General features: G+C 60.0%; 15 protein-coding genes. 12 read left to right on the top strand and 3 right to left on the bottom strand.

What is annotated here, in order from left to right:
- Nucleotides 1-26 precede the first annotated feature (26 nt).
- Nucleotides 27-1,052 (bottom strand): LysM peptidoglycan-binding domain-containing protein, encoded by a 1,026-nt coding sequence (locus J3P86_RS26450; RefSeq protein ID WP_434699154.1) that lies wholly within the window; start codon nucleotides 1,050-1,052, stop codon nucleotides 27-29.
- Between the two features lie 156 nt (nucleotides 1,053-1,208).
- Between J3P86_RS26450 and def the strand changes: the two genes are divergently transcribed.
- The 6 genes from def (at nucleotide 1,209) to J3P86_RS26420 (ending at nucleotide 7,258) form a co-directional block, all read left to right on the top strand.
- Complete coding sequence (gene def, locus J3P86_RS26445) at nucleotides 1,209-1,715, top strand: peptide deformylase (RefSeq protein ID WP_305497802.1); 507 nt, start codon at nucleotides 1,209-1,211, stop codon at nucleotides 1,713-1,715.
- Between the two features lie 71 nt (nucleotides 1,716-1,786).
- Nucleotides 1,787-2,746 (top strand): methionyl-tRNA formyltransferase, encoded by a 960-nt coding sequence (gene fmt, locus J3P86_RS26440; protein WP_434699153.1) that lies wholly within the window; start codon nucleotides 1,787-1,789, stop codon nucleotides 2,744-2,746.
- On the top strand, nucleotides 2,743-4,053 hold the full coding sequence (gene rsmB, locus J3P86_RS26435) for a 16S rRNA (cytosine(967)-C(5))-methyltransferase RsmB (protein WP_434699152.1): 1,311 nt from the start codon (nucleotides 2,743-2,745) through the stop codon (nucleotides 4,051-4,053). The genes fmt and rsmB overlap by 4 nt, the downstream gene beginning before the upstream one ends.
- A 23-nt stretch (nucleotides 4,054-4,076) precedes the next feature.
- Nucleotides 4,077-5,450, top strand: a complete 1,374-nt coding sequence (gene trkA, locus J3P86_RS26430) for a Trk system potassium transporter TrkA (RefSeq protein WP_305497805.1) — start codon at nucleotides 4,077-4,079, stop codon at nucleotides 5,448-5,450.
- Between the two features lie 175 nt (nucleotides 5,451-5,625).
- Nucleotides 5,626-5,937 (top strand): tetratricopeptide repeat protein, encoded by a 312-nt coding sequence (locus tag J3P86_RS26425; protein ID WP_434699151.1) that lies wholly within the window; start codon nucleotides 5,626-5,628, stop codon nucleotides 5,935-5,937.
- Nucleotides 5,938-6,175: 238 nt separating this feature from the next.
- Nucleotides 6,176-7,258 (top strand): type I restriction endonuclease, encoded by a 1,083-nt coding sequence (locus J3P86_RS26420; protein ID WP_434699150.1) that lies wholly within the window; start codon nucleotides 6,176-6,178, stop codon nucleotides 7,256-7,258.
- 137 nt (nucleotides 7,259-7,395) lie between these two features.
- Here the strand turns inward: J3P86_RS26420 and J3P86_RS26415 are convergent, their stop codons facing one another.
- Nucleotides 7,396-7,734: a DUF6124 family protein gene (locus J3P86_RS26415; protein WP_434699149.1), complete on the bottom strand. Its 339-nt coding sequence runs from the start codon at nucleotides 7,732-7,734 to the stop codon at nucleotides 7,396-7,398.
- 391 nt (nucleotides 7,735-8,125) lie between these two features.
- Here J3P86_RS26415 and J3P86_RS26410 point away from each other — a divergent pair, with 391 nt between their 5' ends.
- Both J3P86_RS26410 and J3P86_RS26405 read left to right on the top strand, forming a co-directional pair.
- Nucleotides 8,126-8,512 (top strand): hypothetical protein, encoded by a 387-nt coding sequence (locus tag J3P86_RS26410; RefSeq protein WP_434699148.1) that lies wholly within the window; start codon nucleotides 8,126-8,128, stop codon nucleotides 8,510-8,512.
- 12 nt (nucleotides 8,513-8,524) lie between these two features.
- On the top strand, nucleotides 8,525-8,788 hold the full coding sequence (locus J3P86_RS26405) for a hypothetical protein (protein ID WP_434654612.1): 264 nt from the start codon (nucleotides 8,525-8,527) through the stop codon (nucleotides 8,786-8,788).
- 25 nt (nucleotides 8,789-8,813) lie between these two features.
- Here J3P86_RS26405 and J3P86_RS26400 read toward each other — a convergent pair whose 3' ends face one another.
- A complete protein-coding gene (locus J3P86_RS26400; protein ID WP_434699147.1) occupies nucleotides 8,814-9,734 on the bottom strand; it encodes a LysR family transcriptional regulator in 921 nt (306 codons plus the stop codon).
- 89 nt (nucleotides 9,735-9,823) lie between these two features.
- Here J3P86_RS26400 and J3P86_RS26395 point away from each other — a divergent pair, with 89 nt between their 5' ends.
- The 4 genes from J3P86_RS26395 (at nucleotide 9,824) to J3P86_RS26380 (ending at nucleotide 13,351) form a co-directional block, all read left to right on the top strand.
- Nucleotides 9,824-10,642 (top strand): NAD(P)H-dependent oxidoreductase, encoded by an 819-nt coding sequence (locus J3P86_RS26395; protein ID WP_434699146.1) that lies wholly within the window; start codon nucleotides 9,824-9,826, stop codon nucleotides 10,640-10,642.
- Nucleotides 10,639-10,959, top strand: a complete 321-nt coding sequence (locus J3P86_RS26390) for a hypothetical protein (protein WP_434699145.1) — start codon at nucleotides 10,639-10,641, stop codon at nucleotides 10,957-10,959. The genes J3P86_RS26395 and J3P86_RS26390 overlap by 4 nt, the downstream gene beginning before the upstream one ends.
- A gap of 341 nt (nucleotides 10,960-11,300) precedes the next feature.
- Nucleotides 11,301-12,041, top strand: coding sequence for a response regulator (locus tag J3P86_RS26385; protein WP_186710633.1), 741 nt, complete (start codon nucleotides 11,301-11,303; stop codon nucleotides 12,039-12,041).
- Complete coding sequence (locus J3P86_RS26380; protein WP_434699144.1) at nucleotides 12,038-13,351, top strand: ATP-binding protein; 1,314 nt, start codon at nucleotides 12,038-12,040, stop codon at nucleotides 13,349-13,351. Before J3P86_RS26385 ends, J3P86_RS26380 begins: the two co-directional genes overlap by 4 nt.
- Nucleotides 13,352-13,550 lie beyond the last annotated feature (199 nt).

The following is a 13,550-nucleotide window of genomic DNA, read 5'->3' as shown; positions in this document are numbered from 1 at the left end:
ACTCTGTTGGTAACTTGTGAGACCCGTTACGGATTGCGCACCTTGTCGAGGATTGCCAGCGAGCGCGAGGCGTACAGCACCAGGCCATAACTGAGCTTGTCGTAGGTGCGGAACACCATCAGCAGGCCGGCGCGTTCGTCGGGAATCTTCACCGGGGCGCCGGTGATGCGGTCGCGCACTGTTTCACCGGTCTTCATGACCGCCAGAACGTTGCCTTCGGCCAATCCGTCACGGCGCCCCTTGTTCAGGGTGACCACGTCCATCGCGCCGATCTGGGTCACGCCCCGGGGCACATCGAGGATCAACCCGTTGATGTCCGATTTTGGCGCGCTGGGCATGAAGGTCGAATTGATCGAGCGTTCTTCACCGCTGAACAGCCGATCGCCGAGGCGCACCTCCTGCGTGGTGCGCTGCAGGGCCAGGGTGGTGACGTCGCCTTCGGTGGCGACGATCTCGCCGCTGCCGATGTCGTCGGCGTTGATCCCGAGAAATTCCTTGGTCTCGGGGTCGGTGTAGACCTTGCCCTGGCGGAAGATGCCGTAGGCCGACTGGCTCGCATCGAAGGTGCCGCGGGCGAAGATCCGGTCGCCGGTGCCGCTGAGCACTCGTTCGGCATCGCCTGCGACGACGTAGGGCGCCTTGTTGAAATCCTCCGCCGTGTCGACGATGCGGTTGCTCAGCAGGAAGCTGTTGATGGCCTGGAGCGGGATGCTCGGAATGGCGTCTGCCACCGGCGAGCTGCGGATTCGCGGCGACAGCTTGATGGTGCCGCGCGAGGCCCCGCGATTGAGGGTCAGCCGCGGCTGGCCGTTGACGTAGATCAGCGACAGGGTGTCGCCGGGGTAGATCAGGTGCGGGTTTTCGATCTGCGGGTTGGCCTGCCACAGCTCGGGCCATTTCCAGGGTTCGCGCAGGTATTTACCGGAAATGTCCCACAGCGTATCCCCTGGAACCACTGTGTATTGCTGCGGAAAACCTTCCCGAAGTTGCACTTGCCCGTGCGCGATACCGGCCGAGGCCAGGAGCAGCAGGGCGAGTAGTGATTTCCTCATGCGGTGAATCCCTTTATTATGTGCGTTCGCGTAAAACGCCAGAGCCCCCGTGGCTCGCTCCGATTCAAGGAGCAACGTTTTACAACGGTAGCCTGCATTCCAAGACACGCCAGGCCAGCCACCCGACCTTACTTCACACGTGCATTTATCAAGCTTATGGCCATTTTGAACATTCTCGAATTTCCGGACCCGCGCCTGCGCACCATCGCCAAACCGGTGGCCGTAGTGGACGACGAAGTGCGCCAGTTGGTCGATGACATGTTTGAAACAATGTATGAGGCGCCCGGCATCGGCCTCGCCGCGACCCAGGTCAACGTGCACAAGCGCATCGTTGTAATGGACCTCTCCGAAGACCGCAGCGAGCCGCGGGTGTTCATCAACCCCGAGTTCGAAACCCTGACCGACGAGATGGAGCAGTACCAGGAAGGCTGCCTTTCGGTGCCGGGCTTCTACGAAAACGTCGACCGTCCGCAGAAGGTCAGGATCAAGGCCCTGGACCGCGACGGCAAGCCTTACGAGCTGATCGCCGAAGGCCTGCTGGCGGTGTGTATCCAGCACGAATGCGACCACCTCAACGGCAAGCTGTTCGTCGATTACCTGTCTAATCTCAAGCGTGACCGGATCAAGAAAAAACTGGAAAAGATTCATCGCCAGAACGCTTGATGCCCTTCTTCAAAGGCTTGCCGCGGCAAGCCTTTTTCTTTTTGCGATTGCTTTGTAATTGAGAGCTTCCCATGACTGAGCCACTGCGCATCGTCTTTGCCGGCACCCCCGAATTTGCCGCTGAACACCTCAAGGCCCTGCTGGCCAGCCCTCATGAAATCGTCGCGGTCTATACCCAGCCGGATCGCCCTGCCGGTCGTGGACAGAAACTGATGCCCAGCCCGGTCAAGCAACTGGCTCTAGAGAATGGCCTGCAAGTGTTGCAGCCGCCGACTCTGCGCGATGCGCAAGCCCAGGCCGAACTGGCCGCGCTGAAGCCAGACTTGATGGTAGTGGTCGCCTACGGCTTGATCCTGCCGCAAGTGGTGCTGGATATCCCGCGTCTGGGCTGCATCAACAGCCACGCGTCGCTGTTGCCGCGCTGGCGCGGTGCGGCGCCGATCCAGCGCGCCGTGCAGGCCGGCGATGCCGAGAGCGGCGTGACCGTGATGCGCATGGAGGCCGGCCTGGACACGGGGCCGATGCTGCTCAAGGTGAGCACGCCTATCGGCGCTGAAGACACGGGTGGCAGCCTGCATGATCGCCTCGCGCTGATCGGCCCGCCGGCCGTGGTCGAGGCCATCGCGGGCCTGGCCGCCGGCACGCTGCAAGGCGAAGTGCAGGACGACAGCCTCGCCACCTACGCGCACAAATTGAACAAAGACGAAGCCCGCATCGACTGGAGCCGCCCGGCCGTGGAACTGGAACGCCTGGTGCGCGCCTTCAACCCTTGGCCGGTCTGCCACAGCACGTTGAACGGCGAAGCCGTGAAAGTCCTGGCCGCCAGCTGCGCCGAGGGGAAGGGCGCGCCGGGAGAAATCCTCGGCGCCAGCAAGGACGGCCTCATCGTCGCCTGTGGCGATCAGGCGCTGTGCCTGACCCGACTGCAATTGCCCGGCGGCAAGGCACTGGGCTTCAGCGATCTGTTCAATAGCCGCCGTGAGAAATTCGCCGTCGGCACTGTCCTCGGCCAAGCGGCGGACGCTTCATGAATCCGCGTCTGGCCGCCGCCAAGGCACTGGCCGCCGTCCTCGGCGGCAAGGCTTCGCTCAACAGTTCCCTGCCGACTCAACTGGACAAGGTCGAAGACCGTGATCGCGGTTTCACCCAGGACCTGGCGTTCGGCACCGCCCGCTGGCAACCACGGTTGTCGACCCTGGCGGCCAAGCTGCTGCAGAAGCCGTTCAAGGCGGCCGATGCCGACGTCGAGGCGTTGCTGCTGGTGGGGCTCTACCAATTGCTCTACACCCGCGTTCCGGCCCACGCCGCCATCGGCGAAACCGTGGGTTGCGCCGACAAACTGAAAAAACCGTGGGCCAAGGCGCTGCTCAATGCCGTGCTGCGCCGCGCGCAACGGGAAAGCGAAACCCTGCTGGCGGAACTGGAGCATGACCCGGTGGTGCGCACTGCTCATCCGCGCTGGCTGCAGAAATCCCTGAAAGCCTTCTGGCCTGATCAGTGGGAAGCCATCTGCGCGGCCAACAATGCCCATCCGCCGATGATCCTGCGGGTCAATCGCCGTCATCACAGCCGTGATGCGTATCTGGCCTTGCTGGGTGAAGCCGGCATCCCGGCCGTCCCGTGCCAATACAGCCGCGACGGCATCATCCTGGAAACCCCGGGCGACGTCCGTGCCCTGCCAGGTTTCGCTGACGGCTGGATCAGCGTCCAGGACGAAGCGGCGCAGTTGGCCGCCGACCTGCTGGAACTGGCGCCGGGCCAACGGGTGCTGGACGCCTGCTGCGCGCCGGGCGGCAAGACCTGCCACATCCTTGAGGCCGAGCCGAAACTGGCCGGTGTGGTGGCGGTGGACCTGGAAGCCAAGCGCCTGGTGCGGGTGAAGGAAAACCTCGCGCGCCTGGGCCTGGATGCCGAGCTGTTCGCCGCCGATGGCCGCGACACCGCCGCCTGGTGGGACGGCAAGCCATTCCAGCGCATCCTGCTGGACGCGCCTTGCTCGGCCACTGGCGTCATCCGCCGTCATCCGGACATCAAGCTCACCCGTCAGGCGGACGACATCGCCCCATTGGCGCAACTGCAAGGGGAACTGCTCGACGCCCTGTGGCTGACCCTCGAAGTCGGCGGCATGCTGCTGTACGCCACATGCTCGACCTTGCCGACCGAGAACACCGAAGTGATCGAAGCATTCCTCGCCCGCACGCCGGGTGCACGGGAGTTGGACATCGCCACCCAGGCCGGTATCAAGCAGCCCCATGGCCGCCAGTTGCTGGCCCAGGAGGGCGGGCATGACGGGTTCTATTACGCCAAGTTGATCAAGATCGCCGCCGCACGCGGTTAAACCGATTCGATAGGAGTGGCTGGATGAAGATCATCATCCTCGGTGCAGGGCAAGTCGGCGGTTCGCTGGCGGAACATCTGGCCAGCGAGGCCAACGACATCACCGTGGTCGACACCGACGGCGAGCGCCTGCGCGACCTCGGCGACCGTCTCGACATCCGCACCGTGCAAGGGCGTGGCTCCTTGCCGACGGTGCTGCGCCAGGCCGGTGCCGACGACGCCGACATGCTGGTGGCCGTGACCAACAGCGACGAAACCAACATGGTCGCCTGCCAGGTCGCCCACACGCTGTTCCACACCCCGACCAAAATCGCCCGGGTGCGTGAAGCAGCCTACCTGACCCGCGCCGACCTGTTCGACAACGAAGCGATTCCGGTGGACGTGCTGATCAGCCCCGAGCAGGTGGTGACCAACTACATCAAGCGCCTGATCGAGCATCCCGGCGCGTTGCAGGTAATCGACTTCGCCGAGGGCAAGGCGCAACTGGTGGCGGTCAAGGCCTACTACGGCGGGCCGCTGGTGGGCCAGCAACTGCGTCAGTTGCGCGAACACATGCCGAATGTGGAGACCCGGGTCGCGGCGATTTTCCGCCGTGACCGACCGATCCTGCCCCAGGGCGACACGGTGATCGAAGCGGACGACGAGGTATTTTTCATCGCCGCCAAGGCGAATATTCGCGCAGTCATGAGCGAAATGCGCCGTCTCGACGAGAACTACAAACGCATCGTCATCGCCGGCGGCGGGCAGATCGGCGAACGTCTGGCCGAAGCCATCGAAAGCCGTTACCAAGTCAAGATCATCGAGATGAACCCGGCGCGCTGCCGCTACCTCTCGGACACCCTCGACAGCACCGTGGTGCTGCAAGGCAGTGCCTCGGACCGCGACCTGCTGCTGGAAGAAAACATCGCCGATGCCGACATCTTCCTCGCCCTGACCAACGACGACGAAGCCAACATCATGTCCTCGTTGCTGGCCAAACGCCTGGGTGCGAAGAAGGTCATGACCATCATCAACAACCCGGCCTACGTCGACCTGATCCAGGGCGGCGACATCGACATCGCCATCAGCCCGCAACTGGCAACCATCGGCACCTTGCTCGCCCACGTGCGCCGCGGCGACATCGTCAGCGTGCACTCCCTGCGCCGCGGCGCGGCAGAGGCCATCGAGGCGATCGCCCATGGCGATGCCAAGTCGAGCAAAGTGATCGGCAAAGCCATCCGCGACATCGGCCTGCCGCCCGGCACCACCATCGGCGCAATCATCCGCGACGAACAGGTGCTGATCGCCCACGACGTCACCACCATCCAGACCGGCGACCATGTAATCCTGTTCCTCGTGGACAAGAAGCACATCCGTGATGTCGAGAAGCTGTTCCATGTGGGGTTGAGTTTCTTCTGATCCAGGTTTGCGGTGGCTGTAATGGCCTCATCGCGAGCAAGCTCGCTCCCACAGGGGGCCATGTCGTTCACAACGTCTGTGAACGCTGGATATCCTCTGTGGGAGCGAGCCTGCTCGCGAAAGCTATCCAGCAGCCAACCGCTCAACCCCTGACCCAACCGATAAGGACGCCCCCATGCTCGACTCCCTCGAAAAAATGCTCGCCAAGGGCGTGGACAACTCCCTACTCCGCTTCGGCCTCGGCAAAGGCTACCTCGACCTAGGCGAATTCCCCCGCGCCGCCGAACACCTCCAACGCTGCGTCGAATTCGACCCCAAGTATTCGGCGGCCTGGAAACTGCTGGGCAAGGCCCCCCAAGGCCAAGGCGATGCTGCTGCGGCCCGTCGGGCCTGGGAGCAAGGCCTGGAAGCCGCCCGGGCTCATGGTGACAAGCAGGCGGAGAAGGAAATGACCGTGTTCCTCAAGAAACTGAATCGCCATTCCTGAATTCACCGCTTTCGTGGCGAGGGAGCTTGCTCCCGCTTGACCGGGCTGGCGCTCCAGTGCGCAGCACTCACAAAAAAGCCCATCGTATTCCCAATGCCAGCCCGCCAAGCAGCCCAAATAAAAAACCGCCTGGCCAGGTATTCAGCCTGGATGGAATACCAGTGGCAGGTTGGATCCATGAGTAGTAGCGTTGCGCCTCTACGGCCCCAATCGGGTGAACGTGTAACGGAGCAGGCAAATGGACTTTGTAGAACGCTTGAGCGCAATGTCAGCGAAGGTTAATCAGCTAGCGTCGACGATACAAACCGAGGAAGCAACGAAGACTGCTTTTGTCATGCCGTTCATTCATACCGTGCTGGGCTACGATGTGTTCGACCCCTCTGAAGTCGTTCCTGAATATGTGTGCGATGTCGGCACTAAGAAAGGGGAAAAGATTGATTACGCGATCTTGAAGGGCGGCCAAATCCAGATATTGATCGAAACAAAAAAAATCGGCGAGCCGCTGAATATCAACCATGCGAGTCAGCTCTTTAGATATTTCCACGTCACTACTGCACGAATCTCCATCCTTACAAATGGCAGGTTCTATCGGTTTTACACTGATCTTGATGCCCCCAACAAAATGGATGAGAAGCCATTTTTAGAGATCGATCTGCTTAATATTGATGAACACGTCATTCCTGAGCTTCAAAAGCTTACGAAATCCGCTTTCGATGTTGATTCAATCATCAATGCCGCAGGCGAACTGAAGTACGTGGGAAACATAAAAAAGGAAATAGCTAAGCAGCTCACTCAGCCTGACGATGATTTCGTTCGTTTCTTCGCATCGCGAGTCTACGAAGGGGTTATCACCCAAAAAATTCGAGATCAGTTCACTCAGCTCACAAGGAAGGCCGCTTCCCAGTACCTCAGTGACCAAATAAACGACAGGTTGAAGTCAGCGATGAGCAAAGCCACGTTTCCTACGCTCGCTGAATCGGTCGTTGCTGAAAATCAGGCTGAAACCCAAGAAGAGCCTGAAGACCGCATTCTTACTACGATGGAGGAGCTGGAAGGTTTTCATATTATCAAGGCGATTGTCCGGACAGTCGTAGACGCAAAGCGCATAGCTAGCAGAGACACGCAGAGCTACTTCGGCATCCTCCTAGACGACAACAACCGAAAACCTATCGCAAGGCTTCACTTCAATCGTAGTCAAAAATATCTTGGGATTTTCGACAAGGATAAAGTCGAAACGCGCCATCCTATCAACTCGCTGGATGAGATCTATGAGTTTTCAGCCCCGCTGAAAGAGACGATCTCTTTTTACCAAGAAGCCTAGGCAAGGATTCAAGCCCAAGGGCTGGGATTGCGCTTATTTTAGTGCGTTTATGACGTTGTAGTTCAGGTCATAAACGGCGAGTGCCCTGGAACCAAAACCCCGACGTATGACGTCGGGGTTTTTCGATTGGGAAGATCCTACCGCCGCGGCTCCACGTTATCCAAAACCCTATCCGCCAGCAACGAACTCAACTCAATCAACTGCTGAATCCCCAGCGCCACATGACGCCGTGTCCCATCCAGATCAAACGCCAGATCACTCACCATCGCATCAGCCGAAGCCAACGTCTCGCTGAGGTTGGCAAGCAGGCATTCGTTATCGAGGCCTTCCACGACGGTGTATAGCTGCCCCGGTTTGAGGTCGTCTTGAGATTCTTCCGGTTTCGGTTCGGTGGTTTCGTCTTGTTGCTTGGCTTTGGATTTTGCGGAGGTAGAGGTGGAACCAGCCTCTGGCTGGTTCGGAGTTTCTTTGAACATGCTCACGTTTCCTTTGTTAGTAGCCGCTACCGTCTCGCTACTAAACGAAAGGGAGGCAACTGTGCGCAAGTTAGTAGACCGGTAGGAAAACGGAAAACCCGGCGCGCCCGAAGGCGCCATGCGCACAGCCACCATCGAGTGCAGGCAATGCCCGACTGATGAGACTCATGCGACCGTATCCTTAACCGGGCTACTAAACCCGACCACTGATGGGCAGTGGCAGGACGACAATAGAACCCAGGAACAAGGCGCACAAGCCGGCGGATTCTGGCGTAGTTGTAGGCAAAGGCGCAAGGATGCGTGGCTTGATGGACGTTGTAGGCGGGGGCTGTATCGCGGGATCGTCTTCAACGTCTCGCAGATCACCCTCACCGACAGCGAACGTGGACGCTTGCGCGAGCTGCATTTTGGCGAGGCAAAACACGCTCACTATGTAGTCAACAGCAAGGTCGTCGAGGTATACGACAAGATGCAGGCCAGGGGCCTGCCTTGCGTGATGATGATCGGCATCTCCAGGCCGCTGACCCGACAACAGGGCGATGCCCTCAACGTCCAGCGCACCACGATCGCCACCCTTGCAGCCGCAGCCTTCGCTTCCGCCGCCAAGGCTGTGGCCCCTCCTTACGTGGCGGCATCCGTAGGGGCCGGTGTGCGCATGTATGCCAATGAAATCCTGCCCATCTACCATGCGGGCGACGTACTGGTCAGCATCGAGGCGCAGGTCAACGGCGGCATCGGCCCGCAACGCACCCTCTCGACATTGATCATCAAGGCCTGACCGGAGACGTACATGTCCGAAATTACTCAATTGGTCATTGCCTTGGTGGTGTCCTTTCTTCTTGATCGATTCCTCAAGCCCTATCTGCTACGTAAGTGGCTAGGCGTGGTGTTGATGGCGGCGGGTGTGGTTGGCTGCTTTGTGGCAGGTCAGAACCGCTTGTTGGGGTTTGATCTGGGGTTGCTGTCGGTTTTTGCCGTGGTGATAGGGATGGGGTTGTTCATGAAGCGGCGGCGGTTTGAGGAGGTTGGTGTAGGGAAGAAAGGGGCTGATTGAATCCGCAATTCAGTTGAGCCGGGTTCTACCCTGTCAGCGTAGATGCCCGAGAATCGGCTACGAGAGCGATGAACTCCCGCACCCATCTGAAGCCGGCGTGCCCGTCAGACCGCTCATGCCAGAACATGCCAATCGCAAAACCTTCCACCGGCAATGGGGGGGCTACGCACAGCAGTTGCTCGCCACGACCTTCTACGAGACGACGTGGAACCAGGGCCACACAATCCGACTCCGCGACCAACTCCGGTACTGGAAGGAAAGACGATGCTGACAAAACTACGTTACGCCGCTGCCCCCGCGCTACCAAGGCGTTATCCACCGAGGTAGAGAATCCTCCGCCGCGTAGTGACACCACGACATGTTCCAGTTGCGCGAACTCATCCACAGTCAGGTCGGCGTGCAGGCTTGGATGCCCACGGCGCCCGATCAGCACGTAACTCTCGTCATAGAGGTGTTGGGAGAGCAGTGTGGGCGGCGCGCCGTTCATGTTTATCACGGCCAGGTCCACATCGCCGCGGGTCATCTGCTGCTCCAGTTGTGGTACGTCCAGGATGCGCAGTGCGATACGGACACCCGGCGCTTTGCGTCGCATGGCGACAACGAGATGTTTGATCAAGGCCGCTTGCACGTAATCCGTGCAGGCGATGGATACCGTTAAGCTCGCCGTCGCGGGCTCGAAGTTCAGGTGAGTAGTGACGGTGGCTCTTACCTGGTCAAGTGCCTGGCGAAGCGGGACCAGCAGCTCCAAAGCTTTGACAGTGGGGGTCATTCCACGCTGCGCGGGGATTAGAAGAGGGTCGTTGAAGACATCGCGCAGGCGGCCCAATTGTGCACTGACCGCTGGCTGGCTCAAATGCAGACGGGCGGCTGCCCTAGTCACGTTCTGCTCGATGAGAAGGGCCTCCAATGTCACCAGCAGATTGAGATCAAGGCGTCTGGTATCCATCGAACTTATGCTAGCAGGAAAATTTTGCGATTTCACATATTGTCCGGGCGCCGCGACACTTCATCGACATCACAGCCGAGCCGCCATTCATGTCAAAAAAAATACTGATCATCTATGCCCATCCCGAGCCTTCGTCGCTGACGCGGCAGCTGGTGGATGTGTCTGTTGAATGCTTGACTGCGCAAGGGCACGAGGTCCTGCAATCCGATCTATACGCCATGGGCTGGAAAGCAACGTTCGACGAGCACGACTTTCCTGATCGGGCCAACCTTCAGCGGCTGTCGTTCGGCGCAGAGTCCGCTCACGCCTATCGTAATCGCAGCCAAAGCCCTGACGTGGCGGCTGAGCAAGACAAGGTTTTGGCGGCAGATACTGTCATCTTCCAGTTCCCACTTTGGTGGTACGGCATGCCCGCCATCATGAAGGGATGGATAGATCGCGTATGGGCAGCCGGACTCGCCCACGGCTACAAGGACGCTGGCAATGCCTACCGCTATGGTGACGGGGCCTTCAAGGGAAAGCGGGCCATGTTGTCAGTCGCTGTCGGCGGACCCGCAGAAGACTACTCGCCGCGCGGTATCAACGGACCACTTGAGCAATTGCTGTTCCCGATCACGCACGGCTCGCTCTACTTTCCCGGGTTCGATGTGCTGCCTACGTTCGCCATATACGGCACTGGCAACTTGACCGCCGCGGATGCAACCGCAGCCAAAGAGGTTTGGCGCACCCGTCTTGAGGGTTTGTTCACAGACGCGCCAATACCTTTCCGGCCTCAAAACGGTGGGGACTACACACCCCAACACGAGCTTAAACGGCATGTGGCCGTCGGCCAGACCGGCATAATGGCGCACATTGCTTGTAGCGAAACAGCACAGCCGCAGCCGCTTGAAACGCAGGGGGTGTTATGAAAACTTTGGTGATTCTGACTCGCCGCGCTGATGGCAAGGCAGAGGACTTCAAGCGACTAGCGAAACCGGAGGTATTACACGTTTGGCAGGGCTTCGCACAGGGTGTTGTCCGCGCAGTACATGGACTGGCCGCCGGTCCCGGAGCAGCGTTTGAGCTGGAGTCCGCCACCTTTGAAGAGGCGCGTGAATACATTGAAGCGCTGCCTTACGTCAAAGAGGATCTGCTACACGTGCAGTACTGTGCGCTCAAGCCATTCTCTGACTACGAGAGACTCGGCGGTGAGCTTGACCAACTGCCCACCCAGCACATCCCATAAGCAGTGGCCGCTTTTGGCCGTTTGCAGCCTGCCGCCAGGAAGGACAGCCGTGGGTTACGCAGCGTGAAAGCTTGAAAATAGGTCGAGCTTATTTGTCCGCTATTCACGGACAAAGAAAAACCAAAACCCGGCGTATGACGCCGGGTTTTTTATGAGCATGCCTTTACCTACTGCCGCAGCTCCACGTTATCCAACACCGAATTATCGATACAATCGCCACTGTTTTTGCTTGGCTCTGGCTTGATTCAGGGCTGGATAAGCTGAACGCACGGTGCGTCGCCAACCGGCAACACGGCATCGTCACACTGCGCAATCGATGCGCGCATTTCGGAGAGCAGGGCATGGAACATGTCGATCACGTATTGATCGTGGATGATGATCGGGAAATCAGGGAGCTGGTCGGCAACTACCTGGTGAAGAATGGCCTGCGCACCACCGTGGTCGCGGATGGTCGCCAGATGCGGGCCTTTCTCGAAGCCAACCAGGTCGACCTGATCGTGCTCGACATCATGATGCCGGGGGACGACGGGCTGCTGCTGTGCCGCGAATTGCGCGCCGGCAAGCATAAGGCGACACCGGTGCTGATGCTGACGGCGCGCAGCGACGAGACCGATCGCATCATTGGCCTGGAAATGGGCGCCGACGACTATCTGGCCAAACCCTTCGCGGCCCGGGAACTGCTTGCGCGCATCAACGCGGTGCTGCGGCGCACTCGCATGCTGCCGCCGAACTTTGTCGTGACCGAAAGCGGCCGGATGCTCAAGTTCGGCCGCTGGCGCCTCGACACCACTGCCCGCCATCTGCTCGATGAAGACGACACGCTGGTCTCGCTGAGCGGCGCCGAGTACCGGCTGCTGCGGGTTTTTCTCGATCATCCGCAGCGGGTGTTGAGCCGCGACCAGTTGCTCAACCTGACGCAGGGCCGTGACGCGGACATCTTCGACCGTTCCATTGACCTGCTGGTCAGCCGCGTGCGCCAGCGCTTGTTGGATGACGCTCGCGAGCCGCTCTACTTGAAGACGGTGCGCAACGAAGGGTACGTCTTTACCTTTGCGGTGGAAATGCTTGAGGAGCAGGCATGAAACTCGCGTTGCAATGGCCCCGCACGCTGGCCTCGCGGCTGTGGCTGGTGTTCCTTGTCGGCTTGATACTGGCCCAGGCCCTGACATTCGCAGCCCAGTACTACGAACGTTACGAAAGCACCAAGACGGCGATGTTGGGCAATTTCGAGCACGACACGGCGACCTCCATCGCCATCCTCGAGCGTCTGCCGGCCGCCGAACGCCTGGAATGGACCAAACGTCTGCAGCGTCGCAACTATGACTATTTGCTGCGCGAACATGATCCCGGCATTCCGCTCACTTCGAACGATCTCGCGGCGACGGCGGCGCAATCCCTTCAAGTCTCGCTGGGCCGCAACTATGACCTGACCATTGTCGAGATCCCTGGTCCACGCCAGCATTTCCAAGCCCAGGTGCGATTGGCTGACGGCAGCCCGGTGACCATCGATGTGCGTCCCTCGGTCAGGCCGTTGTCGCCCTGGTTGCCCTTTGCCCTGGTCGGTCAGTTGCTGTTGATGATCGGCTGCACCTGGCTTGCCGTGCGGATCGCGATACGCCCGCTCAGTCGACTGGCCGAGGCGGTCGAGAACCTCGACCCGAATGCCCATCCCGTGCCGTTGGACGAAACCGGTCCACGGGAAGTGGCCTACGCCGCCCGGGCCTTCAACAGCATGCAGGCGCGCATTGCCGCTTACCTGAAAGAGCGCATGCATTTGCTTGCGGCGATTTCCCACGACTTGCAGACGCCCATCACGCGCATGAAGCTGCGCGCGGAGTTCATGGACGACTCGGTGGAGAAAGACAAACTGGGCAACGACCTGAACGAAATCGAGCACCTGGTGCGCGAGGGTGTCGCTTATGCGCGCAGTGTCCATGGTGCGACTGAGACCAGTTGCCGCATCAGCCTGGATTCTTTTCTCGACAGCCTGGTGTGCGACTACCAGGACACCGGCCGCGAGGTCAGCCTGCGCGGCCAGAACGGCGCGATCATCGAGACAAGGCCCCATGCGTTGCGGCGTATTCTGGTGAACCTGGTGGATAACGCGCTGAAGTACGCCGGCACCGCCGAGGTGGAAATCGGCGGCAATGCGAGCACCGGCGTTTCCATCAGTGTGCTTGACCGAGGGCCGGGCATTCCCGAGGAAATCCTGGCAGAGGTGGTGAAGCCGTTCTATCGGGTGGAAAGCTCTCGCAACCGCAGCTCTGGCGGCACCGGCCTGGGGCTTGCCATCGCTCAACAGTTGACCGTCGCGATTGGTGGCTCACTGAGCCTGCGCAACCGCGACGGCGGCGGTCTTTGCGTGACCCTCGACTTCGGCGTCGATCAGTAGGCCGAGCTGGCTGCACGTCACATGCAGCCGTTACTGCCGGATCATCGGCATGCATTTGTAAGCCACTGTATCCAGCGCATCTACATACGCAAAAAAACGCATAACGGCCGGGTGTCGAACATTTCCGGTATACATGCCGCTGCAAGAATTCTCCCCATCAACTCGCCATCGGATCCCCCGAATGGCGAGCCCTGACCTA

The sequence above is a fragment of the Pseudomonas sp. D1-1 genome (genome assembly GCF_051132225.1).
Classification (GTDB): domain Bacteria; phylum Pseudomonadota; class Gammaproteobacteria; order Pseudomonadales; family Pseudomonadaceae; genus Aquipseudomonas.
The sequence above is the reverse complement of the archived record's forward strand: the minus strand, read 5'-3'. Positions and strand labels throughout refer to the sequence as shown.

What these genes read in the sequence shown, in the direction of transcription:
- trkA (WP_305497805.1), top strand. Translation starts at nt 4,077, where the DNA reads ATGAAGATCATCATCCTCGGTGCAGGGCAAGTCGGCGGTTCGCTGGCG.
- J3P86_RS26425 (WP_434699151.1), top strand. Translation starts at nt 5,626, where the DNA reads ATGCTCGACTCCCTCGAAAAAATGCTCGCCAAGGGCGTGGACAACTCC.
- def (WP_305497802.1), top strand. Translation starts at nt 1,209, where the DNA reads ATGGCCATTTTGAACATTCTCGAATTTCCGGACCCGCGCCTGCGCACC.
- J3P86_RS26380 (WP_434699144.1), top strand. Translation starts at nt 12,038, where the DNA reads ATGAAACTCGCGTTGCAATGGCCCCGCACGCTGGCCTCGCGGCTGTGG.
- rsmB (WP_434699152.1), top strand. Translation starts at nt 2,743, where the DNA reads ATGAATCCGCGTCTGGCCGCCGCCAAGGCACTGGCCGCCGTCCTCGGC.
- J3P86_RS26385 (WP_186710633.1), top strand. Translation starts at nt 11,301, where the DNA reads ATGGAACATGTCGATCACGTATTGATCGTGGATGATGATCGGGAAATC.
- J3P86_RS26400 (WP_434699147.1), bottom strand. Translation starts at nt 9,734, where the DNA reads ATGGATACCAGACGCCTTGATCTCAATCTGCTGGTGACATTGGAGGCC.
- J3P86_RS26390 (WP_434699145.1), top strand. Translation starts at nt 10,639, where the DNA reads ATGAAAACTTTGGTGATTCTGACTCGCCGCGCTGATGGCAAGGCAGAG.
- J3P86_RS26420 (WP_434699150.1), top strand. Translation starts at nt 6,176, where the DNA reads ATGGACTTTGTAGAACGCTTGAGCGCAATGTCAGCGAAGGTTAATCAG.
- J3P86_RS26405 (WP_434654612.1), top strand. Translation starts at nt 8,525, where the DNA reads ATGTCCGAAATTACTCAATTGGTCATTGCCTTGGTGGTGTCCTTTCTT.
- fmt (WP_434699153.1), top strand. Translation starts at nt 1,787, where the DNA reads ATGACTGAGCCACTGCGCATCGTCTTTGCCGGCACCCCCGAATTTGCC.
- J3P86_RS26415 (WP_434699149.1), bottom strand. Translation starts at nt 7,734, where the DNA reads ATGTTCAAAGAAACTCCGAACCAGCCAGAGGCTGGTTCCACCTCTACC.
- J3P86_RS26450 (WP_434699154.1), bottom strand. Translation starts at nt 1,052, where the DNA reads ATGAGGAAATCACTACTCGCCCTGCTGCTCCTGGCCTCGGCCGGTATC.
- J3P86_RS26395 (WP_434699146.1), top strand. Translation starts at nt 9,824, where the DNA reads ATGTCAAAAAAAATACTGATCATCTATGCCCATCCCGAGCCTTCGTCG.